The sequence below is a fragment of the Rhodoferax sp. GW821-FHT02C08 genome (assembly GCF_059421805.1).
On sequence record NZ_JBWKVR010000029.1, the window covers coordinates 1 to 26,108 of the forward strand.

At 65.3% G+C, this 26,108-nt stretch carries 24 protein-coding genes; 20 read left to right on the forward strand and 4 right to left on the reverse strand.

The genetic code is table 11. From position 1 onward, the window contains the following. Window positions 1–156 precede the first annotated feature (156 nt). Window positions 157–1,548 (reverse strand): argininosuccinate lyase, encoded by a 1,392-nt coding sequence (gene argH, locus AC07VY_RS23610; protein WP_495099669.1) that lies wholly within the window; start codon window positions 1,546–1,548, stop codon window positions 157–159. 104 nt (window positions 1,549–1,652) lie between these two features. Here argH and AC07VY_RS23615 point away from each other — a divergent pair, with 104 nt between their 5' ends. The 4 genes from AC07VY_RS23615 to AC07VY_RS23630 are packed head-to-tail and all read left to right on the forward strand — an operon-like array spanning window position 1,653 to window position 4,393. Beyond that, a complete protein-coding gene (locus AC07VY_RS23615) occupies window positions 1,653–2,690 on the forward strand; it encodes a sensor histidine kinase (protein WP_495099667.1) in 1,038 nt (345 codons plus the stop codon). 13 nt (window positions 2,691–2,703) lie between these two features. Then, complete coding sequence (locus tag AC07VY_RS23620) at window positions 2,704–3,444, forward strand: LytR/AlgR family response regulator transcription factor (protein ID WP_495099666.1); 741 nt, start codon at window positions 2,704–2,706, stop codon at window positions 3,442–3,444. A gap of 11 nt (window positions 3,445–3,455) precedes the next feature. Then, window positions 3,456–3,848 carry an SMU1112c/YaeR family gloxylase I-like metalloprotein gene (gloA2, locus tag AC07VY_RS23625; protein ID WP_495099665.1) on the forward strand — a complete coding sequence of 131 codons (393 nt, stop codon included), beginning with the start codon at window positions 3,456–3,458 and terminating at the stop codon, window positions 3,846–3,848. Between the two features lie 5 nt (window positions 3,849–3,853). Next, window positions 3,854–4,393, forward strand: a complete 540-nt coding sequence (locus AC07VY_RS23630; RefSeq protein ID WP_495075198.1) for an NYN domain-containing protein — start codon at window positions 3,854–3,856, stop codon at window positions 4,391–4,393. A gap of 22 nt (window positions 4,394–4,415) precedes the next feature. Here the strand turns inward: AC07VY_RS23630 and AC07VY_RS23635 are convergent, their stop codons facing one another. Further along, window positions 4,416–4,937 (reverse strand): acyl-CoA thioesterase, encoded by a 522-nt coding sequence (locus AC07VY_RS23635; protein WP_495099664.1) that lies wholly within the window; start codon window positions 4,935–4,937, stop codon window positions 4,416–4,418. A gap of 33 nt (window positions 4,938–4,970) precedes the next feature. Next, a complete protein-coding gene (norR, locus tag AC07VY_RS23640) occupies window positions 4,971–6,530 on the reverse strand; it encodes a nitric oxide reductase transcriptional regulator NorR (protein ID WP_495099663.1) in 1,560 nt (519 codons plus the stop codon). 126 nt (window positions 6,531–6,656) lie between these two features. Here norR and hmpA point away from each other — a divergent pair, with 126 nt between their 5' ends. After that, window positions 6,657–7,838: an NO-inducible flavohemoprotein gene (hmpA, locus tag AC07VY_RS23645; protein ID WP_495099662.1), complete on the forward strand. Its 1,182-nt coding sequence runs from the start codon at window positions 6,657–6,659 to the stop codon at window positions 7,836–7,838. Here the strand turns inward: hmpA and AC07VY_RS23650 are convergent, their stop codons facing one another. Further along, window positions 7,839–8,747, reverse strand: coding sequence for a LysR family transcriptional regulator (locus AC07VY_RS23650; RefSeq protein WP_495099661.1), 909 nt, complete (start codon window positions 8,745–8,747; stop codon window positions 7,839–7,841). A gap of 235 nt (window positions 8,748–8,982) precedes the next feature. On the opposite strand from AC07VY_RS23650, the gene AC07VY_RS23655 reads away from it, so the two are divergent. The 15 genes from AC07VY_RS23655 (at window position 8,983) to AC07VY_RS23725 (ending at window position 26,104) form a co-directional block, all read left to right on the forward strand. Then, entirely contained in the window at window positions 8,983–10,602 is a 1,620-nt protein-coding gene (locus AC07VY_RS23655; RefSeq protein ID WP_495099660.1) for a DUF1302 domain-containing protein, read from the forward strand. Between the two features lie 30 nt (window positions 10,603–10,632). Further along, window positions 10,633–11,997, forward strand: coding sequence for a DUF1329 domain-containing protein (locus AC07VY_RS23660; protein ID WP_495099659.1), 1,365 nt, complete (start codon window positions 10,633–10,635; stop codon window positions 11,995–11,997). Between the two features lie 13 nt (window positions 11,998–12,010). After that, window positions 12,011–13,078, forward strand: a complete 1,068-nt coding sequence (locus tag AC07VY_RS23665) for a WD40/YVTN/BNR-like repeat-containing protein (protein ID WP_495099658.1) — start codon at window positions 12,011–12,013, stop codon at window positions 13,076–13,078. Further along, a complete protein-coding gene (locus AC07VY_RS23670; RefSeq protein ID WP_495099668.1) occupies window positions 13,078–15,465 on the forward strand; it encodes an efflux RND transporter permease subunit in 2,388 nt (795 codons plus the stop codon). The genes AC07VY_RS23665 and AC07VY_RS23670 overlap by 1 nt, the downstream gene beginning before the upstream one ends. Further along, window positions 15,462–16,640: an MFS transporter gene (locus AC07VY_RS23675; RefSeq protein WP_495099657.1), complete on the forward strand. Its 1,179-nt coding sequence runs from the start codon at window positions 15,462–15,464 to the stop codon at window positions 16,638–16,640. Before AC07VY_RS23670 ends, AC07VY_RS23675 begins: the two co-directional genes overlap by 4 nt. 22 nt (window positions 16,641–16,662) lie before the next feature. Further along, window positions 16,663–17,898, forward strand: coding sequence for an alpha/beta hydrolase family protein (locus tag AC07VY_RS23680; RefSeq protein ID WP_495099656.1), 1,236 nt, complete (start codon window positions 16,663–16,665; stop codon window positions 17,896–17,898). Between the two features lie 48 nt (window positions 17,899–17,946). Next, window positions 17,947–18,777 (forward strand): EthD domain-containing protein, encoded by an 831-nt coding sequence (locus AC07VY_RS23685; RefSeq protein ID WP_495099655.1) that lies wholly within the window; start codon window positions 17,947–17,949, stop codon window positions 18,775–18,777. 33 nt (window positions 18,778–18,810) lie between these two features. Beyond that, window positions 18,811–19,755: a VOC family protein gene (locus tag AC07VY_RS23690; protein ID WP_495099654.1), complete on the forward strand. Its 945-nt coding sequence runs from the start codon at window positions 18,811–18,813 to the stop codon at window positions 19,753–19,755. Window positions 19,756–19,767: 12 nt separating this feature from the next. Beyond that, window positions 19,768–20,115: a Rieske (2Fe-2S) protein gene (locus AC07VY_RS23695; protein WP_495099653.1), complete on the forward strand. Its 348-nt coding sequence runs from the start codon at window positions 19,768–19,770 to the stop codon at window positions 20,113–20,115. Next, entirely contained in the window at window positions 20,112–21,239 is a 1,128-nt protein-coding gene (locus tag AC07VY_RS23700) for an FAD-dependent oxidoreductase (RefSeq protein WP_495099652.1), read from the forward strand. Before AC07VY_RS23695 ends, AC07VY_RS23700 begins: the two co-directional genes overlap by 4 nt. Window positions 21,240–21,253: 14 nt before the next feature. After that, entirely contained in the window at window positions 21,254–21,841 is a 588-nt protein-coding gene (locus AC07VY_RS23705; RefSeq protein ID WP_495099651.1) for a cupin domain-containing protein, read from the forward strand. A gap of 110 nt (window positions 21,842–21,951) precedes the next feature. Next, a complete protein-coding gene (locus tag AC07VY_RS23710; RefSeq protein WP_495099650.1) occupies window positions 21,952–22,761 on the forward strand; it encodes a cyclase family protein in 810 nt (269 codons plus the stop codon). Between the two features lie 11 nt (window positions 22,762–22,772). Further along, on the forward strand, window positions 22,773–23,771 hold the full coding sequence (locus AC07VY_RS23715) for a fumarylacetoacetate hydrolase family protein (RefSeq protein ID WP_495099649.1): 999 nt from the start codon (window positions 22,773–22,775) through the stop codon (window positions 23,769–23,771). Further along, on the forward strand, window positions 23,771–24,712 hold the full coding sequence (locus AC07VY_RS23720; RefSeq protein ID WP_495099648.1) for an NAD-dependent epimerase/dehydratase family protein: 942 nt from the start codon (window positions 23,771–23,773) through the stop codon (window positions 24,710–24,712). Before AC07VY_RS23715 ends, AC07VY_RS23720 begins: the two co-directional genes overlap by 1 nt. Before the next feature lie 57 nt (window positions 24,713–24,769). Continuing rightward, window positions 24,770–26,104, forward strand: a complete 1,335-nt coding sequence (locus tag AC07VY_RS23725) for an NAD(P)/FAD-dependent oxidoreductase (protein ID WP_495099647.1) — start codon at window positions 24,770–24,772, stop codon at window positions 26,102–26,104. Window positions 26,105–26,108: the final 4 nt, after the last annotated feature.

Below are 26,108 nucleotides of genomic sequence, written 5' to 3' on the forward strand. Positions count from 1 at the left end.
CACACAACTGGATGAAACACCAGTATGGCGCATCTGAACCAAAATTCAAGTCTGTCTGAGGCAGGTAGCTAATCAGGTTGTTTTGTTACATAAAAAATAGCCCTCCGGCGCAGGTAAAACCTGCGCTGGCAGCTATTTATTTGCTAGCGCTGTGGTTCAGACCAGGCGGGCGCGGTGCCGTGCGATTTGGGCGCTGACCTGGGCCGGCGCGGTGCCGCCCAGGGTGTTGCGGGCGTTCATGGAGCCGCGCAGGCTGAGCACGTCGTACACGTCTTTTTCGATCTTCGGGTTGAACTGCTGCAGCACGCTCAACGGCAGCTCGGACAGGTCCACGCTGTGCGCGATCGCGGCCTTCACAGCATGGGCCACGGCCTCGTGCGCGTCGCGGAAAGGCAGGCCTTTTTTGACCATGTAGTCGGCCAGGTCGGTGGCGGTGGCGTAGCCGCGCAGCGCGGCGCGCTCCATGGCCTCGGCCTTGACGGTGATGCCGCCGACCATTTCGGCAAAGATGCGCAACGTGTCTTTCAGCGTGTCGACGGTGTCGAACAGCGGCTCTTTGTCTTCCTGGTTGTCCTTGTTGTAGGCCAGGGGCTGGCCCTTCATCAGGGTGATCAGGCCCATCAGGTGGCCGACCACGCGGCCGGTCTTGCCGCGCGCCAGCTCGGGCACGTCGGGGTTCTTCTTCTGCGGCATGATGCTCGAGCCGGTGCAGAAGCGGTCGGCGATGTCGATGAAGCCAAAGCTCTGGCTGATCCACAGCACCAGCTCTTCGCTCAAGCGGCTGATGTGCACCATGGCGATGCTGGCGGCGGCGGTGAATTCAATCGCAAAGTCGCGGTCGCTCACGGCGTCCAGGCTGTTCTGGCAAACGCCTTCCATGCCCAGCGTCTTGGCCACGCGTTCGCGGTCCAGCGGGTAGCTGGTGCCGGCCAGGGCCGCACTGCCCAGCGGCAGGCGGTTCACGCGCTTGCGCACGTCCAGCATGCGCTCGGCATCGCGGGCGAACATTTCCACATAAGCCAGCATATGGTGGCCAAAGCTCACGGGCTGGGCTACCTGCAGGTGGGTGAAGCCGGGCATCACCACGTCGACATTCTTCTCGGCGATGCTGACCAGGGCTAGCTGCAGATCGGTCAGCAGGCCGTTGATCAGGTCCATCTCGCCGCGCAGCCACAGACGCACGTCGGTGGCCACCTGGTCGTTGCGACTGCGTCCCGTGTGCAGGCGCTTGCCGGCGTCGCCGACCAGCTGGGTCAGGCGGGCTTCGATGTTCAGGTGCACGTCTTCCAGGTCCAGCTTCCACTCGAAGTTGCCGGACTCGATGTCGGCGCTGATCTGCGCCAGGCCGCGCTGGATGTCGGCATGGTCTTGGGCGGCAATGATGTTCTGCGCGGCCAGCATCTCGGCGTGCGCCAGGCTGCCGGCAATGTCGGCCTGCCACAGGCGCTTGTCAAAAAACACGCTGGAGGTGTAGCGCTTGACCAGATCGCTCATGGGCTCGGAGAACAGCGCCGACCAGGCTTCGGATTTTTTGTCGAGTTGGTTTATGGAGGAGGACATGCGGCAGGCACCAATGTGGCAGAGGGGGAGATGGAGTGGCGTACCAACGGCCGGTTCATACCCAATAATCGGGTCTTGTCATGGACGTTGGTATGCAAGAGACGCAAATTTTATCGAGCTTCGGTACGCTAGCCGACCCGGACGCCCCCACGCGCGTGTCCAGGGCCCTGGTATTTGATGCCTGCCAGGTGGGTGTGATCCTGCGCGCCGTGTTGTTTGTCGAGCTGGCGGTGGCCGTGGCGGCGCTGTTTGGCGCCCTGGGTGCCGGCGATTGGCTGACCCGGCTGGCCCTGTGGACCGGTGGTGCCTTGCCCGCTGTGCTGGTCTGGCTGCTGTCCGCCTGCAGCCTGAAGCGCACGCTGGCGCGCCTGCCACCCTGGGCGCAGTATGTGGCCGGTGTGCTGCTGGGCGCGCTGGCTGGCCTGTACGGCTGCGGCATGCTGGCCTTGATCGGCCTGATGGACCCCGTGCCCTGGCTGGCCTGCGCGGCGGCCGGTGCCTGGCTGTCCGCCATGGTGGTGGCCGGCCTGGTGCTGCGTGCCCGCGCCCGTACGCCGGCGGCTACCACGGCGCGGCTGGGCGAGCTGCAGGCGCGCATACGGCCGCATTTTTTGTTCAATACGCTGAACAGCGCGATTGCCCTGGTGCGCGCCGAGCCGGCCCGGGCCGAAGCCCTGCTGGAAGACCTGAGCGACCTGTTCCGCCACGCGCTGGTGGACCAGGGCGAGTCCGTCACGCTGGAGCAGGAGACCACGCTGGCCGAGCGCTACCTGTCCATCGAGCAGGTGCGCTTTGGCGAGCGCCTGCGCATCCACTGGGCACTGGACCCGCGCGCCGCCCAGGCCCAGCTGCCGCCCCTGCTGCTGCAGCCGCTGGTGGAGAACGCCGTCAAGCACGGTGTGGAGCCCAGCGCCAGCGGGGCCGACCTGCGCATCAGCACCGAGCGGCGCGGCGACACGGTGGTCATCAAGATCAGCAACACCGTGCCCGCCGGGCCGGGCGCGGCCGGCTTTGGCGTGGCGCTGGACAATGTGCGCGACCGCCTGAAGCTGCTGCACGATGTGCAGTGCCAGTTCCAGGCTGTGTTGAAGGACGGCATCTACCTGGTGCGCATCGAGATACCGGTATGAAAGGACGCGGCCCATGACACTGCGCATATTGATCGTGGACGACGAGGCGCTGGCCCGCGCCCGGCTGCGCACCCTGCTGGGCGACTGCAAGGCGCCGGCCGCCCAGGTGGTGGCCGAGGCGGCGAACGCGCAGCAGGCTTGCGCCGCGCTGGCCAGCCAGACGGTGGACCTGCTGCTGCTGGACATCCACATGCCCGGCATGGACGGTCTGCAACTGGCCCAGCAGCTGCAGGCCCAGCCCCGGCCGCCGGCCGTGGTCTTCGTTACCGCCCACGCCGGCCATGCGCTGCAGGCCTTTGACCTGGCCGCGGCAGATTACTTGACCAAGCCGGTGCGCCTGGAGCGTCTGCAGCAAGCGCTACAGAAAGTGGAGCGTCTTCTGCAGGCAGCACCTGCGCCAGAGCCCGATTTGATGCAGGATGTGCTGGTGATACACGACCGCGGCCGCACCGAGCGCGTGCCCCTGGCCAGCGTGCTGTATCTGAAGGCCGAGCTGAAATACATCACCGTACGTACCGCCAGCCGCAGCTATGTGCTGGACGGCTCCTTGAGCGAGCTGGAGGCGCGTCACGCCAGTGTGTTTATCCGTGTCCACCGCAACGCCTTGGTGTCGCGCCGTGCGCTGCGGGCGCTGGAGAAGCATTTCGACCCCGAGGAGGGCGAGGGCTGGGCCGTGCGCCTGCAGGGGCTGGATGAAGTGCTGATGGTGTCGCGCCGCCAACTGGCAGCGGTGCGCGAAGCCATGGCGGGTTAAGCTCTGAGCCTATGGAACTAAGCCGCCTGCACCACGCCGCCATCATTTGCTCCGACTACGCGCGGTCCCGGGACTTCTACACCCGCATCCTGGGCCTGCGCATCGTGGCCGAGAACCTGCGCGCCGAGCGCCAGTCCTACAAGCTGGACCTGGCGCTGGTAGATGGTTCGCAGATCGAGCTGTTTTCCTTTCCCGCGCCGCCACCGCGTCCCTCGCGGCCCGAGGCTTGTGGCCTGCGCCACCTGGCGTTTGCGGTGGCCGATCTGGATGCGAACATCGCCAGCCTGCAAGCTGACGGCGTGGCCGTGGAGCCGGTGCGTGTCGATGAATTCACAGGCCGGCGCTTCACCTTTTTTGCCGACCCCGATGGCTTACCCCTTGAACTCTACGAAGTGAACCCGTGACCCCCATGAAAACAGTCTGGATCGTAGACGCCGCGTACATGTACAACTTCGGCCGTTCACGTGCCAACGGCTTTGACTACCTGAAGCTCAAGCACGAGCTGGTCAAGGCCAACGGCGGCCCGATCTACGAGAGCTACTACTTGAATTCCACCGGCGACCCGAACGCCGAAGCACAGAACGCCTTCCACACCTGGATCAAATCCGCGCCGCCCAAGGGCCCGCAGATGCGGGTGCAGCTGTACAAGCTCAAGGAGCAGCACAACCAGTGCCCGTCGTGCAAAACCCACTTTGACCGCACGGTGCAAAAAGGCGTGGACGTGGCAATTGCCACGCTGATGATCAAGCTTGCTGCCCAGGGCATTTACGACCGGGTGATCTTGTCGGCCGGCGACGGCGACTTTGAAGACGCCATCTCCTACCTCAAGTCCGATCTGCGCAAAGAGGTTTGGCTCAACGGCGCGCAGGCCACGCTGTCGGCCGATCTGCAGTGCTACGCGGACCGCGTGCTGTGGCTGGATGACATGGGCTCATCCATTGATAAATAGCGGTTGCTATTGAATTGGTAGCTTATGACGCAGTAACTTCCTGCGCTGGAGGCTTATTTTGTTCAGAAGCTTCCTTGATGGAGGCGAAGCGCGCGGCCAGCTCGCGGCGTACTTTTTTGCGCATGATGGACTGCTCGAAGCGGCGTTTTTCGTCGTCCGTGCTGGGCACCAGCGCCGGCACCGGCGCGGGTTTGCGGTCGTCGTCCACGGCCACCATGGTGAAGAAGCAGCTGTTCACATGGCGCACGCTGCGGCTGCGGATGTTCTCGGCCACCACCTTGATGCCGACCTCCATGGACGAGGTGCCGGTGTGGTTGATGCTGGCCAGAAAGGTCACCAGCTCGCCCACGTGGATGGGCTGCAGGAACATCACCTGGTCCACGCTGACGGTCACCACATAGCGGCCCGCGTAGCGGCTGGCGCAGGCGTAGGCCACCTGGTCCAGCAGCTTGAGCACGGCGCCGCCGTGCACATTGCCTGAAAAATTGGCCATATCCGGGGTCATCAAGACCGTCATGCTCAGTTGGTGTGCTGGGAGTTCCATCGCGGGCTTTCGTTTGATTCTTGATGCCGATTATTACTGCTTGCGCAAACCCAGCCGACCTGCCAGACGGACCAGATTGGCCCGGTGCAAGCCCAGTTCACGGGCCAGCGAGGCCCAGTTGCCCTGGTGGCGCTGCAGGCCTTCGGCGATGCGCTGGCGCTGGTGGTCGTCCAGCGAGGTGCGCAGATCGACGGGCGGCGTCGTATCGGCCGGCACGTCCACCGTTGCGGTTTGGGCGCCCAGGTCCAGGTGTGCGGCCGTTAGGCTGACGATGCGCGCCCTGGGGGCCGCGCCCTGCAGGGCTTTGAGGGCACTGCGGGCGATCAGGTGCTCCAGCTCGCGCACATTGCCGGGCCAGCGATGGGCCAGCAGCGCGGCCTGGGCATCGGCATCCAGGCGCAGGCTGCCCAGGCCCAGGCGGGATCGGTTCAGCTCCAAGAAATGCCCGGCCAGCAGCAGCACGTCGTGGCCGCGCTCGCGCAGCGGCGGCACGGGCAAGGGGTACACGCTGAGCCGGTGGTAGAAGTCGGCGCGGTAGCGGCCGGCGCGCACCTCCTGCGCCAGGTCGCGGTTGGTGGCGGCGATGACCCGCACATCGACCCTGTGCTCGCGGTCCGAGCCCAGGCGCTGCAGCTGGCCGCCCTGCAGCACGCGCAGCAGTTTGGCCTGCACACTCAGCGACAACTCGCCCACCTCGTCCAGGAACAGGGTTCCGCCATCGGCCAGCTCGAACTTGCCGCGCCGGTCCGCCACCGCGCCCGAGAACGCGCCGCGCACATGGCCGAACAGCTCGCTTTCCACCAGCGACTCGGGCAGGGCCGCGCAGTTCAGGCTGATCAGTGGCCGGCTGGCGCGCGGCGAGGCGGCGTGCAGGGCCTGGGCCACCAGCTCCTTGCCGACCCCGGTTTCGCCGGTGATCAGCACCGTCAGGTCGCTGTTGCCCACGGTGGCGATGTCGGCCAGCAGGCGCTGGTGGGCCGGGCTCTGGCCGATCAGCGTAGGGGCTGGGTGCTCTTCGGCCAGCGCGCGGTAGCTTTCGGCGCGCGCATGCTCGGCCTCGAACTGCTGCGCCAGCCCGGCCATGCGCTGCACCACGCTGACCGTGGCCGCCGCCAGGCTGGCAAAGGCCTGCAGATCGCCCAGGTCGACGCTGGAAAACCGCTCCTTGTCCAGCGCGTCCAGGGTCAGCACGCCCCAGGGGGTGTCGCCCAGCAGCACCGGGCAGCCCATGCAGTCGTGCACCTCCAGCTGTACGCCTTCGATCAGGCCGTCGTAGGGGTCGGGCAGCGGGCTGTCGGGCGGGAAGCGGGTTGGGCCGGGGGCTTCCAGCAGCTGCTGCAGGCGCGGGTGTTCGCTGACCTTGAAGCGGCGCCCCAGCGTGTCATGGCTCAGGCCATCCACCGCCAGCGGCAGCAGCCAGCCGCCGTCCAAGCGTAACAGCGCGGCTGCATCGCAGGGCAGCAGGGCGCGCACGGCCTCCAGCAGGCGGCGGTAGCGCTCGCCGTCGGGCAGTTCGCGCGCCAGGTCGTCGACCAGGGGCACCAGGGTCTGGAGCAGGCTTTTTGTTATCAAAATGATTCCTTGGTGAATCATTATGACTGCATCAAAAAGATAGTGTGTACACCTAAGTGCTTGATTTCTATGGGCTACAGGGCGGGCATGGAACTTGAGTTAGTAGCTGCAGCCGGGCGCCGCCCTGCATCCGATTGAAAGCCACACATGCTGACCCCAGAACAACGCGCCATCGTCAAATCCACCGTGCCCCTGCTGGAAAGCGGCGGCGAGGCATTGACCACGCATTTCTACAAAACCATGCTGGCCGAGCACCCCGAAGTGCGGCCCTTCTTCAACCAGGCGCACCAGGCCAATGGCGACCAGCCGCGCGCCCTGGCCAATGGCGTGCTGATGTATGCCCGGCACATCGACCATTTGGAACAGCTGGGCGGCCTGGTGTCGCAGATCATCAACAAGCATGTGTCGCTGCAGATCGAGGCCGCGCACTACCCCATCGTCGGCGCCTGCCTGCTGCGCGCCATCCGTGAGGTGCTGGGCGCCGAGATCGCCACCGACGCCGTCATCGCAGCCTGGGGCGCGGCCTATGGCCAGCTGGCCGACATCCTGATCGGCGCGGAAGAAAAAATCTACGCCGACGTGGCGGCCGCCCCCGGTGGCTGGCGCGGTGCGCGGGCCTTCCGCGTGGCGCGCAAGGAAGTGGAGAGCGACGAGATCACCTCCTTCTACCTGCAGCCGCAGGACGGCGGTGCGCTGATCGGCTTCCAGCCCGGCCAGTACATCGGCCTGCGCCTGGTGGTGAACGGCAACGAGATCCGCCGCAACTACTCGCTGTCGGCTGCGCCGAACGGCGTGGACTACCGCATCAGCGTCAAGCGCGAGGCCGGTGGTGTGGCTTCCAACTACCTGCACGACCAGGTGCAGGTCGGCACGGTGCTGGACCTGTTTCCACCCGCGGGCAACTTCGTGCTGGCCGCCAGCGACAAGCCGCTGGTACTGATCAGCGGCGGTGTCGGCATCACGCCGACCCTGGCCATGCTGGACGCGGCGTTGCAGGGCACGCGGCCCGTGCACTTCATACATTGCGCACGCAATCGGCAGGTCCATGCCTTCCGCCACGCCATCGAGGCACGCCTGGCCAAGCACCCGCAGCTGCAGCGCTTCTACGCCTATGACGAGCACAGCGGCGCGGACGATGTGCCGCATGCCGTAGGCCATCTGCAGCAGGCGCAGCTGGCCGAGTGGCTGCCCGCATCGCGCGATGTGGATGCGTATTTCCTCGGCCCCAAGCCCTTTATGCGCCAGATGAAAAAACAGCTGCGTGAACTGGGCGTGCCCGAGGCACAGACCCGTTATGAATTTTTTGGCCCGGCTGCGGCTTTGGAATAGCTAGATTTTCGCGCCCACTTCGAGCGCGCAGTTGCGCAGCCAGGCCAGTGCCAGGTCGTTGTTGCGGTACTTGTGCCATTGCAGCATCTGGACCAGCTTGGGGATTTCCAGCGGGGGTTCCCAGATGCGGATGGGCAGCAGGTGGCGCACCCGCTCGGCCAGCCGGCGGTGCACGGTGGCGATGCGGTCGGTGCCCACCACCAGGCTGGGGAGGGCCGCCAGGGTTGGGGCTGTGACCTCGACCCGGCGGGTGATGCCAAAGCGCTCCAGAAACCAGCCATCGAATGCCGGTGTCTGCGCGGCACCGGAAAAGTTGGCCAGCACATGGCCGGCCGCCAGGTAGTCGTCAAAACTCAGCTTGTCCTGGATATGCCGGTTACCGGTCCAGGTCACGCACAGGTAGTTCTCTTCGAACAGGGGCTGGGACGGGTGGTCGGGCGAGGCGTATTGGGCAGGAATGATCAGCAGGTCCGCATCGCCCTGTTCCAGCATTTCTGCGGGGTTGGTGTATTGCATGCGCAGGTCTATGCGCACGCCAGGCGCCTCGTGGTACAGCCGCTCCAGCAGAGCGGGTACGAAGACCGTGGTGGTGAAGTCGGACACCAGCAGGGTGAAGGCCCGCGAGGCGGTGGCCGGGTCGAAGCGGGGCTGCGCGGCAATCGTACTGTCGATGCGCATGAGCACCTCGCGCACCGGCTCCACCAGTGCTTCGGCGCGTGGCGTCCAGATCAGCTGGCGCCCTGAGGGCACCAGCAATTCATCTTCGAAATAAGCCCGCAGGCGTGCCAGCGCATTGCTCATGGCGGGTTGGCTGAGATGCACGCGCACGGCCGCACGGCTGATGTTTCGCTCGGTCAGCAAGGCGTTCAGCGCCACCAATAGGTTGAGGTCGAGTTTGTTGAATCGCATGCTCGGGGTAACCCTTGGTATTGGTAGCGTGGATTTGTGGAATCGAAAGAATCCATTTTACGAATGCTTTACCCCTCCGTACATTCCGTTTCCAGGTCGGGGCAAACCGCCGTTTGCAGCCCACCGTAAGACAACAAAACGGAGACAAACAATGCAACCACGTCTATGGAGGCGGACACCGTCCGCCCGGGCCACACGCCCTTATTCTCATGTTCAGCTGATTACGCGCACGGCCATGGCCTGCGCTGCGCTGGGGGCTGCGTCTGGTGCCCGGTCCATGGAGCTGGACAGCGGCAACCCGGACCTGAGCCTGCGCTTTGACAACACGGTCAAGGCCAGCACCATGTACCGGCTGCGCAACGCGGACCCGGTGCTGTCACAGTCTTTCAGTGCCCAGGGTGCGCCGCAGGCTTTGAACTTCAATGCAGGTGACCAGAACTTCAGCAAGCGCGGCTTTGTGTCGGAGCGGGTGGACCTGCTGTCCGAGTTCGACGCGGTGTACCAGGGCCGCTTTGGCCTGCGGGTGAGTGCCGCGGGCTGGTACGACCGGGCCTACCAGCGTGGTACGGACGCGCCCAACGACCCGACCAACGGCCAGTCACCTTACAACCAGTTCGCCGACCACACCCAGCAGGTGTCGGGTCGCAAGGCGGAGCTGATGGATGCGTTTGTGTTTGGCAGCACCACCTTGGCCAACGGCAGCAAGATCAGCGGCCGGCTGGGCCAGCACACCTTGCTGTACGGCGAAAGCCTGTTCTTTGGCGACAACGGTATTGCGGCGGCCCAGGGGCCGACAGACGTGTCCAAATTGCTGTCCTCGCCGAATGCACAGTTCAAGGAAATTGCCATTCCCGTGCCGCAGCTGTCGGGTCAGTGGCAGGTGGCGCCCAACTTCAGCCTCGGTGGCTATGTGCAGTTTCAGTGGAAAGAGAGCCGCGTGCCGGCCGCCGGCAGCTACTTTTCCACCGCCAACATTCCCTGGGGCGCCACCGGGCCGGAGTTTGTCGGCATACCGCTGTCGGTGCCCGGCGTGGGCGGCAACTATGTGGCATCCCCGGGCAGCGACGACAAGCCGCGTAACAGCGGGCAGTTTGGCCTGCAGGCCAAGTGGCGGCTGGATGAGACCGACCTGGGCTTTTACTACGCGCACTACCACGACAAGACCGGTCAGCTTTACTCGCGCTTGAATCCCGGTGCCCCCACCACGGACAGCAGCTGGTTCTATGTGTTCGGCCGCGACATCGATGTGGCGGGTGCCAGCGTGACGCGCTCGATGGGCGACTTCAATGTGTCCGCCGAGGCATCGCTGCGCGACAACATGCCGCTGAATGTAAACAACGCTGTGTATTTCGGCCCCAGCAGCGCATCCCGGCCTGCCTACCCGACCGGGCGTACCGCGCACGTCAATCTGTCCACGATTGCCAGCTTTGGCCCGAACTTCCTGGCCAAGGAAAGCGGCCTGGCGGCCGAGCTGGCCTGGAACCGCGTGCTGCACAAGAACGACCCGGACAACGAGATCGACCAGGGCCGTACCCGTGACGCCAGCATCTTGCAATTCGTCTACACCCCGACCTACCGGCAGCTGTTTGACGGTGTCGACATCAATGTGCCTGTGGGCCTGCGCTACACCTTGTCCGGCCGTTCCAGCGTCACGGCCTGGGGCCCCAAGGGCACGGGCAGCGCCAACATCGGCATCGAGGGCAATTACCGCAACACCTGGCAGTTCGGGCTGAACTACACCCGCTACATCGGTACCACCAAGCCCTTCCACGACTACAGCACAGGCCAGTTCAGCGACGGCAACCCGCTGGGCGACCGCGACTTCATCTCATTGAACCTGCGCCGCACGTTCTGAACCCCGCGCATTGGAATTACCGGAGACACCATGAAAAAAAACCACCATACCCTGCTGGCGGCCTGTGGGCTGCTGATGGGCGCCGCCACCAGCCTGCCCGGCTGGGCCGCCGTGAGCGCGGAAGAAGCCGCGAAACTGAAAACTGAATTGACCCCGCTGGGCGCTGAAAAGGCCGCCAACAAGGACGGCAGCATTCCCGCCTGGACCGGCGGCATGACAACCGCCATCGCTGGCGACAAAGCCGGCGGCCGCCGCGGCGATCCGTTCAAGGACGAAAAGCCCTTGACCAGCATCACCGGCAAGAACGCCGACCAGTACGCCGACAAGCTCAGCGACGGCGTCATGGCTTTGCTGAAAAAGTACCCTGACTACCGCGTGGATGTGTACAAGACGCACCGCACCGCTGCCGCACCACAGTGGGTGTATGACAACACGCTGAAGAACGCCACCCGTGGCAAGCTGCAGGGCGATGTGCCGGCCGATGTGGTGGGTGGCGTTCCCTTCCCCCTGCCCAAGGCAGGTGCAGAGGTGATGTGGAACCATATGTTGCGCTGGCGCGGTACCTCCTTCCAGTCCAAGGTCACCCAGTACCAGATCACGGCCGACGGCAAACCGGTGATGACCACCGATGGTGTCATCGACTTCCAGATTCCCTACTACTACCCCGACGTCACGCTGGAGTCGTTCGCCAAGGCGCCCGAGACCCAGCTGATCCGCCTGGTCAATGTGGGGCCGCCGATACGCGCGGGCGAAGCCATCGTCGGCCGCGACCAGATCGATCCGTCGAAAACCCAGTCCTGGGTCTACCTGACCGGTCAGCGCCGCGTACGCAAGCTGCCCAACCCCTGCTGCGATACGCCGTCGCCGGTCACCGCCGGACTGATGAGTTTTGACGAGGTGCAAACCTGGTCAGGCAAGCTGGACCGTTTCGACTTCAAGCTGGTAGGCAAGAAGGAGATGTTCATCCCCTACAACGGCAACCGCCTGCTGCAGCCCAAGACCGATGCCGAGGTGCTGGGCAAGAACGGCGTCAATCCTGACTTCATGCGCTGGGAGCTGCACCGCGTGTGGGTCGTGGATGCCAGCCTGCGGTCCGGCCAGCGCCACCCGGCCGCCAAGAGCCGCTACTACTGTGATGAAGACACCTGGACCTGTGTGCTGGCCGACCGCTGGGACTCCAACGGCCAGCTCTGGAAGAGCATCTGGACCGCCACCTTTGTCGCGCCCGACCTGCCAGGTACGGTGACCGGGGCTTTCGGCTTCAACGACCTGTTGTCGGGCACCGCCTATGTGGGCGACCTGTACAACAGCAAGTCGGCGCAATACACGCTGCAGCCGCGCTACGCGGACTCCACCTTCTCGCCCGATGCCATGGCCGGCGACAGCGTTCGCTGAGGCGCAGTACAACATGGTTTTGACTTCCTTGAAGGCCGCGGGCCAGATGCGTGCCGTGCTGGTGTGCGCCGCAGCACTGGCTGTGCCATCAGCCTGGGCCGCACCGGTAGGTAGTGCGCTGGACCGTCCTGCCTTGGCCAGCCCGCAGGCCGCACACGCGGTGCTGCTGGGCGCGGCCATGGCCGGCCCGCGTGTGGTGGCGGTGGGTGAGCGCGGCATTGTGCTGCTGTCGGATGACGCTGCAGCCCACTGGCGCCAGGCCCAGGTGCCCACTAGCGTGACCCTGACCGCTGTGCGCTTCGTCGATGCGCAGCATGGCTGGGCCACGGGCCACAGCGGCGTGGTGCTGGCCACGGTGGACGGTGGCGAGACCTGGGTGCGCCAGTTGGATGGCAAACAGGCGGCCCAGTTGGTGCTGGACGAAGCCCAGACCCGTGGCGATGCGGCGGCGGTAAGGAACGCCCAGCGCCTGGTGGCCGATGGCGCCGACAAGCCCTTGCTGGATCTGCATTTCTTTGACGCGCAGCGCGGCATCGTGGTGGGCGCCTACAACCTGGCATTCATCACCGAAGACGGCGGCCGCAGCTGGAAGCCCTGGGGTCAGCAACTGGACAACCCCAAGGGCCTGCATCTATACACAGTGCGCGCCCAGGGCAACACGGTGGTGATAGCGGGCGAGCAGGGCCTGGTACTGCAATCGCAAGATGCCGGCCAGCACTTCACGCGCTTAACCACGCCCTACCCAGGCAGCTTCTTTACAGTCGAACTGCCCGCCTCTGGCGAGATCGTGTTGGCTGGTCTGCGCGGCAATGCCTGGCGTTCCACGGATGCGGGCGCCACCTGGTCGGCCTTGGCGGCGGCTGCGCCGATTTCCTTCACGGCCTCGGCATTGCGTGCGGGGCAGGGGGCTGTATTGGCCAACCAGGGCGGGCAGCTGTTTGCGTTGCGTGACGGCGTCTTGAGCCAGTTGCCTGGCGCGGCATTGCCATCGCCAACGGGCCTATTGCCACTGGCCGATGGCCGCCTGCTGGCGCTGACAGTACGTGGGGTGATTCCCGTAGCTGCGGGGTCCACACCATGATGGCGCCTCAACCCCTTCCGTCTACACAGACGGCCTTTGATGTGCAGTCTGGCTCAGTGGTTGAGCGGCTGCTGTTCAACAACCGGCTGTGGGTAGTTTGTATCTGCGCGCTGGTCACGCTGCTGCTGGGTTGGCAGGCTACCCGGCTGGACCTGAACGCCAGCTTCGAGAAGACCATTCCTGGCCACCACCCCTACATCCAGAACTACCTGCAGCACCAGAACGAACTGCGCGGCCTGGGCAATGCCGTACGCATCGCGGTGGCCAACCCCAAGGGCAGTATTTACGACGCGGCCTATCTGGAGACCCTGCGCAAAATCAGTGATGAAGTATTCCTGATGACTGGCGTGGACCGCGTGGGCATGAAGTCACTGTGGACGCCATCCACCCGCTGGGTCGGCGTGACGGAGGACGGCCTGGAGGGCGGCCCGGTGATCCCCGATGGCTATGACGGAGGCGCGGCCAGCCTGCAGCGGCTGGAGGCGAATATCGAACGTTCGGGCGAGATCGGCCAGACCGTGGCGCTGGACCGCCGTTCCAGCGTGTTGTTCGTGCCATTGCTGGCGCGCGATGCCCAGGGCCATGCGATGGACTACCGCGCCTTGTCCCAGCGCCTGGAACTGCTGCGCGCCAAGTACAGCGCACAAGGGGTGACGGTCCACATCACCGGCTTTGCCAAGATCGTGGGCGACCTGATCGACGGCGTGCAGGCGGTGCTGGTGTTCTTTGCGCTGGCGGTGGCGATTGCCAGCGTGATGGTGTTTGCCTACACCCGCTGCGTGCGTTCCACCGCGCTGGTGGTGGCCGCGTCCATGGTGGCCGTGGTGTGGCAGCTGGGTCTGCTGCCCTTGCTGGGCCAGCAGTTGGACCCGTATTCCATCCTGGTGCCTTTCCTGGTGTTTGCCATCGGCATGAGCCATGGTGCGCAGAAGATGAACGGCATCATGCAGGACATTGGCCGTGGCATGCCCAGCCTGGTGGCCGCACGCTTCACCTTCCGCCGCCTGTTTCTGGCGGGGCTGACGGCGCTGCTGGCCGACGCCGTGGGCTTTGCGGTGCTGCTGGTGATCGACATCCAGGCCATCCGTGAGCTGGCCCTGGCGGCCAGCCTCGGCGTGGCGGCGCTGATCTTCACCAACCTGATCCTGCTGCCGATTCTGCTCAGCTACACCGGCGTCAGCCCTGCGGCCGCGCAGCGCAGCCTGCGCGCCGAGGCGGGGGATGCCAGCGGTGCGGCACGCAGCCCGCTGTGGGTCTGGCTGGACCGATTCACCCAGCGCCGCTGGGCCACGGCAGCCGTGGCTGGCGGTGTGCTGCTGGGCGTGGCCGGTGCGTTGGTGTCGTCGCAGCTGAAGATTGGCGACCTGGATCCGGGCGCCCCCGAGCTGCGCGCCGACAGCCGCTACAACCGCGACGTGGCCTTCATCAACAGCGCCTACGGTGCAGGCAGCGATGTGTTGGCAGTGATGGTCAAAACGCCCGAAGGCCAGTGCTCCCAATACGAGACGCTGAACAAGGTGGATGCGCTGGAATGGCAGCTGCGCCAGTTGGACGGCGTGGAGTCCACCAACACCCTGGCGCTGCTGAACCGCCGCGTGCTGACCGGGTTGAGCGAAGGCAACCCCAAGTGGTACGAGTTCCTGAACAACCAGGACATGCTCAACACTGTGACCGCCGGCGCGCCGCGCGGGCTGTACAACGACAGCTGCGGCCTGCTGACGATGTACGTCTACCTGCGTGACCACAAGGCTGACACCCTGACACGCGCGGTCGAGCACGTGGCCGCCTTCGCCCATGACAACGACACACCGGACGTGCAGTTTCTGCTGGCGGCAGGCAATGCCGGTATCGAGGCGGCTACCAATATCGTGGTCAAGCAGGCCTGGCACCAGATGCTGCTGATGGTGTATGGCGCCGTGGTGCTGCTGTGCTTCATCACCTTCCGCTCCTGGCGTGCGGTAGTGGTGGCGGTGCTGCCGCTGGTGCTGACCTCCTTTTTGGCCGAGGCCTTGATGGTGGCCTTCGGCATGGGCGTCAAGGTGGCCACGTTGCCGGTGATTGCCTTGGGCGTGGGCATAGGCGTGGACTACGCGCTGTACATCCTCAGCGTCACCCTGGCGCAATTGCGTGCCGGCGCCAGCCTGTCGCAGGCCTATTACCAGGCGCTGCTGTTCACCGGCAAGGTGGTGATGCTGACCGGCGTGACGCTGGCAATTGGCGTAATCACCTGGGTGGCCAGCCCCATCAAGTTCCAGGCCGACATGGGTTTGCTGCTGGCCTTCATGTTCCTCTGGAACATGCTGGGCGCGCTGATCTTGCTGCCGGCGCTCGCCCACTTCCTACTCAAACCCGCCGCGCAGACGGCAGCCAAGGAGACAACCGCATGAAAACAGATACCGAGCATTGGCAGGGACGGGCCATTCTGCTGCTGGCCCATGTGGCCGGCATGGTGGACCTGGTGGCGCTGCCCGTCTGGGTGGGTTCCGCATTGATAGGCCAGTACCAGCTGAGCCCGCCGCAGGCCGGAGCCATGGTCACTGCCTACCTGGCGGCGGCAGTGCTGGCCAGCCTAGTGTTCGCTCCACGCTTTCACCGGCATGCGCCCTGGCGGGCCGCGCCGTTGGGCTATGCGATCGCCTTTGCTGCCTTTGCTGCCATCACCCAGACTACGCATGTAGGTGCCATGACGGCACTCCACGCCTTGGCCGGGTTTGGCGCAGGCATGGGCTTGTCGTTCGTGCACGGCACCATAGGCCGCAGCGCCCGGCCGCACCGCTTGTTTGCCATCGTCAGCATCGGTCTGGGCGTGTCCGGCATCGTGTTCATCGGGCTGGCCCAGAGCATGGTGACCAAGCATGGCGGCGTGGCAATGTTTGCCATGTTTGCGGCCTTGATGGCCTGCGCCACCCTGGGCACGGCGCTGGCTTTCCCCCGGCCCACGGCGGTGGATGGCAGCGCCAAGCCGGTACCGCGCGAGGTCCAGCCCATTGCTGCACCGGTCTGGTGGGCGATTGCCGGTCTGACGCTGATGGCCGTCACGCAGTCCATGGTGTTCAGCTTTGCTGAGCGCATCGGTACTGAGCGGGGTTTTGGCGACCGCGTGCTGGTGGTGCTGGTCGTGCTGGGCTTCATCAACCTTTTGCCACCGGTGCTGGCGGCGCTGACGGAGCGGCGCTGGCCGGCTTTCAGCGCAGCCGCAGGCGGCGTACTGGTGCAGGCCACCTTGGCCATGGCGCTGGCCTGGGGCAGTGGTTTTGCGCTGTATGCGGTGGCCACCGCATTGTTTGTGACGCCAATGATTTTCACCCACACCTTTGTCTTCGGCTGGCTGTCGCGTAACGACGCCAGTGGCCGCGCTGTGGCGTTGACGCCCGCCATGCTGATGAGCGGCGCGGCGATCGGCCCGGTGGTGGGCGGTGTGCTGGTTGCGGGCTTTGGCACTTCGTCCATCGGCTTGGCCGCGCTGCTGGTGTGCAGCGTGTCCTGGCTGTGCTACCGGCGTGCGGCCCATCTTTCGTCCGGCGCTGCGCAGGCTGTACCTACGCCCGCTGCGGCCCATTGATTTTTACTCTGAGAAAGCAGTTATGTTCCGTTACTTCCCCACCAATTACGTTTGGGACCTGTCGGTCAACCTGGCCATTGAGATGGGCGCACGCATGGGTGAAATCGAGGTCATGTGCAAGCCTTTGCAAGAGGCTGCCAAGCAACCCGATGCCGCAGGCACCGCAGCCTTCCGCGAAACCTGGCAAAACATGGCCGAGAAGCTGTGCAGCCTGGCCGAAGAAGACGAGGCCGCGGGCCGCATGTTCTCCGCCGGTGAGAAATACAAACGTGCGGCCAACTACCTGTTGACCTGCGAACGGCTGCAGGCCCACGGTGCACCTGGGCGGCTTGCGCTGTACCAGCGCTTCGAGGAAATTTTCACCAAAGGTATTACGCTGGCTGGCGACAACTGCGAGCGGGTGCAGATTCCCTACGGCGACAGCTTTCTGTCCGGCTTGCTGGTGCGCGCCGAAAAAACATCCGGCCCGGCACCCCTGCTGCTGCAGGTCAACGGCCTGGACTCGACCAAGGAGATGAAGTACCTGGTGGGCCTGCCGGCCTGGCTGGCCAAGCGGGGTGTCTCGTCACTGATCATCGACCAGCCCGGCACCGGCGACGCGCTACGTCTGCGCGGCCTGACAGCGCGTTTTGATAGCGAACACTGGGCCAGCCGCGTGGTGGACTGGCTGGAAACCCGGCCTGACGTGGATGCCAAGCGCATAGGCATGGAAGGCGTGTCTCTGGGCGGCTACTACTGCCCACGCGCCGTGGCCTTCGAGCCGCGCTTCGCCATGGGCGTGGTTTGGGGCGCCAACCACGATTGGCGCGACGTGCAGGCCAAACGCCTGGCGAACGATCGCCCCCAGACGTCGGCGGTGCCGCCGCCGCCCCCCGAGGGGGGCGACGCGCCCGGCCAAGCCGGATCGCGTCGAGAAGGCAATCTGCCAGTCCCGCACTACTGGGCGCATGTCTGCTGGGTCTGGGGTGCCAAGGACATCGACGACTTCATGCGCATTGCGCAGGACGTGCACCTGGACGGCATTCTGGACCGCATCAAGGTGCCCTTCCTGGTCACCCACGGCGAAAAGGATTCGCAGATCCCGCTGAAGTGGGCGCAACGCACCTACGAGCAACTGGTGAACAGCCCCAAGCGCGAACTCAAGATCTTCACCGACCGCGAGGGTGGGGTGCAGCACAGCAGCTTCGACAACAGTGCCAATGCCGGCGCCTTCATCGCCGACTGGGTGGCCGAAACCTTGGGTGGTCGAACCGCTTGATTACGCAGGTAAATCAAGCGCAAGTAGCTATAAAAATAGGAGTATTCAATGAACGCAATGATCCACCGGCGGCACCTGCTGCTGGCCTCTCTGGCGCTGGGCGCGGCAGCTTCGGGCCATGGCCAGTCGCCGGCGCCAGCCCCTGGGCCGTTTGACTTGAAGCTGATGATCCTGGGCCGTCGCCGGCCCGGCACCAGCCTGGCGGAACACCGCCAGCACATCCGCCATGTGCATGGCGAGATGGTGCTGCGCTACATCGCCACCGACCCGCAGAATGCGCCGCGCCGCTATGTGCAGAACGCGGTGTTCGACGGCCAGTACCGCGCGAGCGCACCGGGCAGCGACCCGTTCGCGCTGAACCGCGATTTCGTGACCCAGATCTGGTTCCCGGACTTTGCCGCGCTGGGGCGTTCGCTGCAAACGCCGTTTTATCTTCAGAACCTGAAGGGTGACGAAGACAACTTTGTAGACCAGAGCACGGTGGTGCCATTGACGGTGCGTGAGCGCGAGCTGGTGGCTCCGCGCGCTCCGCTGGACGGTGCCTGCAAGCTGTTCTTCTGCATCCAGTGCGCGCCGGATGCCGATGCCGGGGCATTCCGCGCCGCCTGGCTGCAAGGTGCTGCGGAGCTGAAGACCTGGCCCGTGGCCGCCAAGCTGCGCCGCCACGTACAAAACGATGTGATGGCCAAACCCGGCACGACGGCCCCGCTGGATGGCATCGACGAATTCTGGCTGGACGACGAGGCCGCCGCCCGCACGCTGTGGACGCAGTGGCAGGCCTGGGTGCGCGACAAGCTGGTGGCACAGGGCATGGCCACCGCATCCGGCCACTTTGGCCTGCTGGCAAGCGAAGCCGTGCTGTATGCCGGGGCGCGCTGATTTTTCTCTTACTTCTGAACTGGGCAACAAGCTATGAACATTATTGGACCCGATGCACTGGTCTTTGGCGTGGACGACTTAGACGCCTGCATCCAGTACCTGACCGATTACGGCCTGGCGCCGGTGGGCGTCACTGCCGAAGGTGGGCGTTTCGAGGCGCTGGACGGCACGGCCGTGGAAGTCCGCCATCAGGCCGACCCGCGCCTGCCGCCCGCCATGGGTACGGCCAGCATGCTGCGCGAGACCGTGTACGGCGTGGCCGACGTGGCGACGCTGGACGCGATCGCCTCCGAGCTGGGCCGCGACCGCGAGGTGCGCCGCGACGCCCAGGGCCGCGTGCTGGCCGTGGACGATATGGGTTTCGCGCTGGCATTTCAGGTCAGCGTGCGCCGGCCTATCCAGCTGCCAGCCGAAACCGTCAACGCACCCGGTGCCTTGCCGCAGCGCTCGGCCAACCAGGTCGGTGTCACGCCAGACATGCCGGCCCTGCCGCGCTCCTTGTCGCACGTGGTGTATTTCGTGCCCGACGCGGCCAAGGCCGAGGCTTTCTACCAGCGCCTGGGCTTTGTTTGCACCGACCGCTTTACCGGCGTGGGCCCGTTCCTGCGCCCGGCCGGCACGGCCGACCACCACACGCTGTTCATGATCCAGACGCCGCCGTTCATGAAGGGCTGCGAGCACTTCACCTTCCACATGGGCGGGCCCACCGAGGTGATGCTGGCCGGCACCCGTTTCGCCAACAAGGGCTACCAGTCCTTCTGGGGACCGGGGCGCCATCTGTTTGGCTCCAACTGGTTCTGGTACTTCAATAGCCCACTGGGCTGCCATGTGGAGTACGACGCCGACATGGACCTGCACGACGCAGACTGGCTGGCCCGCGAGGCACCCATGGGTGCGGACGCGTCCCAGCTATTCCTGTTCCAGCACCGCGACAAGTGGGCACCATCCGGCGGCCCGCCACCCGGCGCTGCGCACTAAAGGCTGGAGCAGATGACGCCGCTGTGCCATCTGGACGATGTGCGCCTGGGCACGTCGCGCGGCTTCGACCCCGGGCACACGGGCCGGGACACGCTGTTTGCGGTGCGCTGCGGCGATGGGCTGCGGGTGTACCGTGACAACTGTCCCCACGCCAACAGCCCCATGGCCTGGCGCAAGGACGCGTACCTGAACCATGCGGGCGACGCCATCGTGTGCTTTGCCCACGGCGCGCTGTTTGATGTAGATACAGGCGTCTGCACGCTGGGGCCTTGTATGGGTCAGTCGCTGCAGGCCGTGGCCCACGCCATAGATGCCCAGGGTTATGTGAGATTGATAGATAAAAAGGAGATACAAGAATGACAGCAGCACACAAGATTTTGGTGATAGGCGGAGGCTTCTCCGGCATGGCGGCGGCCATCCAGCTGCGCAAGCAGGGCTGCGCGGTGGATGTGGTCGAGATCGATCCGGGTTGGCGTTCCTATGGCGCCGGCATCAGCCTGGGGGGCGCCACCTTGCGCGCCTTTCGCACGCTGGGCGTGCTGGACGCGTTTTTGGCCCAGGGCTTTGCGGCCGATGGCGTGGACTTGTTCACCCCTGCGGGGCAGCAGATCGGCTCCCTGCCCACGCCGCGCCTGGCGGGGCCGGACGTGCCGGGTGGTGGCGGCATCATGCGGCCGGTGCTGGCCAAGATACTGGCCGATGCCACCCGCGCATCGGGCGCCCATGTGCGCTTGGGCTGCAGCTTTACCTCCATCCAGCAGGATGCCGATGGCGTGGACGTGCAGTTCACCGATGGCAGCCAGCAACGCTACGACCTGGTGATTGGCGCTGACGGCCTGTACTCCCAGCTGCGCCAAACCTTTTTCCCGGAAGCACCACAGCCGCTGTACAGCGGCCAGTGTGTATGGCGCGCCGTGCTGCCCCGGCCTGCAGAGGTGCAGCGCACCATGATGTGGCTGGGCCCCAAGGTCAAGACCGGGCTGAACGCCGTGTCGCAAGACGAGATGTACCTGTTCGTGACCGAAGACCGGGCGAGCAACGAGCGGCTGGATGCCCAGCAGTTTCCGCAGATGCTGGCCGACCTGCTGACTCCCTTCCCGGCGCCGTTGATGCAAAGCGTGCGCGCCCAGATCAATGCCGATGCGCAGATCGTCTACCGCCCGCTGGAAAGCCTGCTCATGCCCCAGCCCTGGTACCAGAACCGGGTGGTGTTGATAGGTGACACGGTGCATGCCACCACGCCGCACATGGCCTCCGGTGCCTGCATTGGCATTGAAGATGCCATCGTGCTGGCCGACGAGCTGGCCGCCAACACCGGCGTGGCCGCTGCGCTGGAGCGCTTCCAGGCACGGCGCTGGGAACGCTGCCGCATGGTGGTGGAGAACTCGGTGCGCCTGGGCGAGATCGAGATTACCGGCGGCGACAAGGCCGAGCATGGCCGCATCATGCGCGAGACGCTGATGGCCCTGGCCGCGTCCATTTGATGGCGGTGTATAGCATGGCATTCCATCCCATCCGCCGCATCGTGACCGGGCACGACGCCCAGGGCAAGGCCATTGTCAGCGAGGCCGGGCCGTTGCCCACCGTGGTGGCCATCGAGAAGATCCCGGGCACCGTGTTCCATGAGGTCTGGTCCACCCAGGGCATGCCAGCGCCGATTGACAACGCCGCCGACCCGACGCTGGGCGCACTGGTGCTGCCGCCCCCACAGACCGGCACCCGCATACGCATCGTGGACATTCCGCCCGATACCGAGGACTTCCTGGCCCACGGTGCAGCGACGATGCACGACGCCTTTACCCAGATTGGCGATGCCAGTGCCTCGACTGTGCGGGCCGATTCACCGCATCCGCTGATGCACCGCACCGAGTCGGTGGACTACGGCGTGGTGCTGGATGGCGAGATGACCCTGGTGCTGGACGACAGCGCAACCCTGCTGCGCCAGGGCGATGTGGTGGTGCAGCGTGGCACCAACCACGCCTGGGCCAACCGCTCGGGCCGTATGTGCCGCATGCTGTTTGTGCTGGTGGATGGTGCCTACACGCCGGCGCTGCGTGCGGCATTGCAGGCCCGTAAGGGTGACTGAAAGGTCGCTTTTTTCAGGTTGGGACTATTTTTTCGATCTTCCCGTTTCGCCAGACGATTCCACCAGTTTCGCTTCACTTTGACCATAGACGGCCATTGAGGATTTCACATATGCCACGCCAATTCATTGACCTATCGATCTACCTGGAAAACGAGGTGCTGTCCGACCCGCCCCCGCTGGCGCCCAAGATCAGCTACCAGAAGCACCAGGACACCTTGCCAGAGTTCATGGCCATGATTCCCGGCACCACGGCCGAGGACTACCCGGACGGCGAGGCCGCTGCGGCGGAATGGGTGACCATGACCACGCACAGCGGCACCCACCTGGACGCGCCCTATCATTTCCACTCGACCATGGACGCGAAGAACGGCGAGAAGAAGGCCTCCATCACGATTGACGAGGTGCCGCTGGAATGGTGCTTCCAGCCCGGTGTGAAGCTGGACTTTCGCCACTTTCCTGACGGCTATGTGGCCACCGCTGCCGATGTGGAGGCCGAGCTCGCACGCATAGGCCACACGCTGGCACCGCTGGACATCGTGGTGGTCAACACCCGCGCCGGCTCGCGCTACGGTCATAACGACTTTGTGTCTGCCGGCTGCGGCATGGGCTACGAGGCCACCATGTATTTGCTGGAGCGTGGTGTGCGCCTGACCGGCACCGACGCATGGAGTTGGGACGCGCCGTTTTCCTATACCGCCCAAAAGATTGCCGAAACCGGCAACAAGGCATTGATATGGGAAGGCCACAAGGCTGGCCGCGACATCGGCTACTGCCACCTGGAAAAGCTGCACAACCTGGAAGCCTTGCCGGGCCACGGCTTCTACGTCAGCTGCTTCCCGCACAAGGTGCGGCGCGGCTCGGCCGGCTGGACGCGGGCCGTGGCGATTTTTGACGATGGCCTGATGGCCTTGCCCCGCTGAACAGGATACCCATGCGATTTGCCACACTTCCCAACGGCCAACTGGACGGCCGCCTCGTCATCGTCTCGCGCGACCTGCACCAGGCCTGCGATGCGCAGGACATCGCCCCCAGCCTGCTGGATGCCCTGCAGCGCTGGGACACCGTCGTGCCGGCTCTGCAGGCGCGCAGCGATGCGCTCAACGCCGGGCGGGCGGCCGACGCCTTCGCCTTCGACCCACAGCAATGCCTGGCACCCTTGCCGCGCAGCCCGCAATGGTTGGATGCTTCGGCGTTCCTGAACCATGGCAGGCTGATGGAGCAGGCATTCAACACACCGCCGATTCCCCAGTTCGACACCGTGCCGGTGATGTACCAGGGCGCCAGCGACGACTTTCTGGGGGCATATGCAGACGTGCCATTGCCCAGCGAAGCCGATGGCATCGACTTTGAAGGCGAGTTCGGCGTGGTGGTCGGCCCGGTGTCCATGGCCGCAACGCCGGCCCAGGCCCTGGCCGCCGTGCGTTTGATCGTGCAAATCAACGACTGGAGCCTGCGCGCGTTGGGGCCGCACGAGATGAAAACCGGCTTTGGCTTTCTGCAGGCCAAGCCGTCCACCGCCTTCGCGCCCGTGGCCGTGACACCGGATGAGCTGGGTGCCGCCTGGCGCAATGGCCGCGTGCAGATGCATTTGAAAGTGGAACACAACGGTGAGCGTTTTGGCGAGCCCCATGGCGGAGAGATGGGCTTCGGCTTTGACGCGCTGGTGGCCCACGCTGCGCGTACCCGGCGCCTCACGGCGGGTTGCATCGTGGGCTCGGGCACGGTGTCCAACGCGGCACGCACGGCGGGTTCGGCCTGCCTGGCGGAGCGCCGCGTCATTGAGATGATTGACCAGGGTGCGGCGAGCACGTCCTTCATGCGCTTCGGTGATCGGGTGCGCATGCAGGCACTGTTTGAAGACGGCAGCGCGGGACCGTTCGGCGGTATAGACCAGCAGGTCGTGTCGATGGCCCATGGCAGGGGCGGCTGATGCGTATCCTCGTCACCGGCGCTGCCGGTTTTGTAGGCCATACGCTGGTCCAGCGTCTGTTGAAGGACGGGCTGGCAGGCCAGCCGGTGGACCAGCTGGTCTTGATGGACCTGGCGTTTGCCGAGCCACCCAGCGATACCCGCGTGACCCAATTCGCCGGCAGCATTGCCGACCCGGCGCTGCGCCAGCGCGCGCTGGTCGAGCCGGTGGATGTGGTTTTCCACCTCGCCAGTTGCCCCGGCGGCTTGGCGGAAAAAAACTATGCCTTGGGTCGCAGCATCAACCTGGACGCCAGCCTGGGTCTGCTGGAAGACCTGCGCGTGCAACCCAAGCCAGCGCGGTTTGTGTTTGCCAGCAGCGTGGCGGTGTACGGTGCGAATCTGCCCGCCGTGGTGGACGAGGCCACACAGCCCGCACCGGCGCTGAGCTACGGCACCCACAAGCTCATGGTCGAGGCCTTGGTGGCCGACGCCACCCGCCTGGGCTGGGTGCAGGGCTGCTCGCTGCGCGTGCCCGGCGTGGTGGCCCGGCCGGGGGAAGGCGCCGGCCTGATGTCGGCCTTCATGAGCCAGCTGTTCTGGCGTTTGCAGGCCGGCCAGCCCATCACCGTGCCCGTGTCCGCCCAGGGCCGGGCCTGGTGGATTTCCGTGGGGGCTTGCGTGGACAACCTGCTGCTGGCCGCCTGTATAGCCCCAGCCTGGCTGGATGCGCGCCGCGTCTACCAGATGCCCGCGCTGCACTTGGCCGTTGCCGACGTGGTAGATGCACTGGTTGCGCGTTTTGGCGCCGACCGCCGGGCGCTGGTGCACTATGCGCCGGATGCGCAGATTGAGCGTCTGTTTGCCGCCTACCCACCCTTGCATACGCCACTGGCCCAGGCTGTGGGCTTTACGCACGATGGCAGCGTGGAGCTGTTGGTGACGCGTTCGCTGTCGACGTAGCGGGGCACAGAGATTTTCTTGGCTTGCGCTCTGGGCGGTGCAACGTAGAATTTCCCGATGCGCACACCCACTCCCTCCAGCACACCGGTCCATCGCATTCTCATCGTTGGCGGAGGGGCAGCCGGGCTGGAGCTGGCGACCGCACTGGGCAATGCACTGGGGCGTCGCGGCCTAGCCGACATTACGTTGATAGACCGAGCCCGCACCCATGTGTGGAAGCCCAAGCTGCACGAGATCGCCGCCGGCAGCATGGATGTGGGGCGGCATGAGCTGAACTACCTGGCCCAGGCGCACTGGCACCATTTCCACTACCGCCTGGGCGAGATGAACGGCCTGGACCGCGCCAACAAGCTGGTGCACGTGGCACCCTTCATCGATGAAGACGGCGTGGCCGTGACCAGCCAGCAAAGCTTTGGTTACGACACCCTGGTGATGGCCGTGGGCAGCCGCAGCAACGACTTTGGCACGCCCGGTGTGGACCAGCATGCGCTGAAGCTGGAAACCCTGGCCGACGCCGAGCGCTTCCACCGCCGCATGCTCGACGCCTGCATCCGCGCCCATGCGCAGACCGGGCCGTTGCGCCCCGAGCAACTGCAGGTGGCGGTGATTGGCGCGGGCGCCACCGGTGTGGAGCTGGTGGCCCAGTTGCACCGCACCACGCGCGAGGTGGTGGCCTTTGGCCTGGACCGCATTGACCCCGAGCGCGATATCAAGCTGCATTTGATCGAAGCCGCTGATCGCATCCTGCCTGCGCTGTCACCGCGCATTTCCACCGGCGCCCTGCAGCTGCTGAATGGCCTGGGCGTCAAGGTGCATACCTCGGCCCGGGTCTCGGGCGTAGGGGCGGATAGCGTGCAGCTGGCCAGTGGCGAGGTGATCCCGGCCGAGCTGGTGGTCTGGGCCGCCGGCATCAAGGCGCCGGGCTTTTTGAAAGACATCGACGGCCTGGAAACCAACCGCATCAACCAGTTGGTGGTGCACCAGACCTTGCAGTCCACCCGCGACGAAAACATCTTCGCCATGGGCGACTGCGCGGCCTGCCCCTGGCCCGAGAAAAATGGCTTCGTGCCGCCACGCGCTCAGGCCGCGCACCAACAGGCATCGCACCTGTTCAAGCAGATCCAGCGCCGTATGGCGCGCAAGCCGCTGCAGCCCTACCACTACCGCGACTTTGGCTCGCTGGTGTCGCTGGGGGACTACAGCGCCGTGGGTAGCTTGATGGGAGGGCTCATGGAAGGCAGCCTGTTCATCGACGGACTGGTGGCGCGCGTGATGTACACCTCGCTGTACAAGATGCATGAACTGGCGCTGCACGGCGTGACCAAGGTGGCCCTGGAAACCCTCACCCGCGCCATTACACGCCGCACCGAATCGCACGTCAAGCTGCATTGAAGTG